This is a genomic window from Mucilaginibacter sp. P2_A4 (assembly GCF_056405015.1).
This window is the reverse complement of the sequence record NZ_JBFUCX010000037.1, coordinates 1-710: the sequence shown is the minus strand read 5'-3', so window position 1 is coordinate 710 and position 710 is coordinate 1. Positions and strand designations below refer to the sequence as shown.

1 protein-coding gene is annotated in these 710 nt (G+C 43.9%); it reads left to right on the top strand.

What is annotated here, in order from left to right; all coding sequences use genetic code 11:
• On the top strand, nucleotides 1-710 hold a 710-nt coding region (locus tag AC1DYB_RS30385), incomplete at both ends, for an MFS transporter (RefSeq protein WP_477440700.1).

Sequence of the window (710 nt, the reverse complement as noted above, 5' to 3'; positions counted from 1 at the left end):
ATCCTTTGCTGCGTACATCCGGCGGAGAGGAACATTATGCATTTAACTCCGTACTGGCCCAGCTCATATTCGGCGCGGCATCTTTTCTAAGTCCGATGGTGTATTCCTATTTTGCACTTCACCTGAATGATGCGGGCAACACTGGCTTTATGGCTTATTTTCATACCATAGTGCCCTCCAATTTGCCCTGGATCTCGCTTTACTGGATATTTGCCGTGATTTCTTTATTGATGATCGTGATCATCAGGTTTTCAAAATTCCCCGTAGTAGCGCTGAAGGCGGATGAAGAGGTAGGGCCGATCAAAACACATATTACGCTTTTTAGAAAACCCGTAGTCGTATTGTTTTTTATCGCCATGATCTGCTATGTGGGTACCGAGCAGGGGATAGCCAATTGGATATCAAAATTTTTAGAAACCTATCATGGCTTTGATCCGCAAACCAAAGGGGCCGATACGGTTGCCTATTTTTGGGGATTGATGACTGCCGGAGGCGTTGTCGGTTTGTTTTTGCTGAAAGTATTGGATAGCCGTAAAGTGTTAATAGGGTTTACGGTTGCGGCATTAATTTGCCTCACAGCTGCTCTTTTTGGCCCGGCTAAGGTTTCATTAATTGCCTTTCCGTTGGTAGGTTTTTTTGCATCGGTAATGTATCCTGTTATTTTTTCGCTGGCACTTAATTCTATAGATGAACATCACGGTTCATTTGTG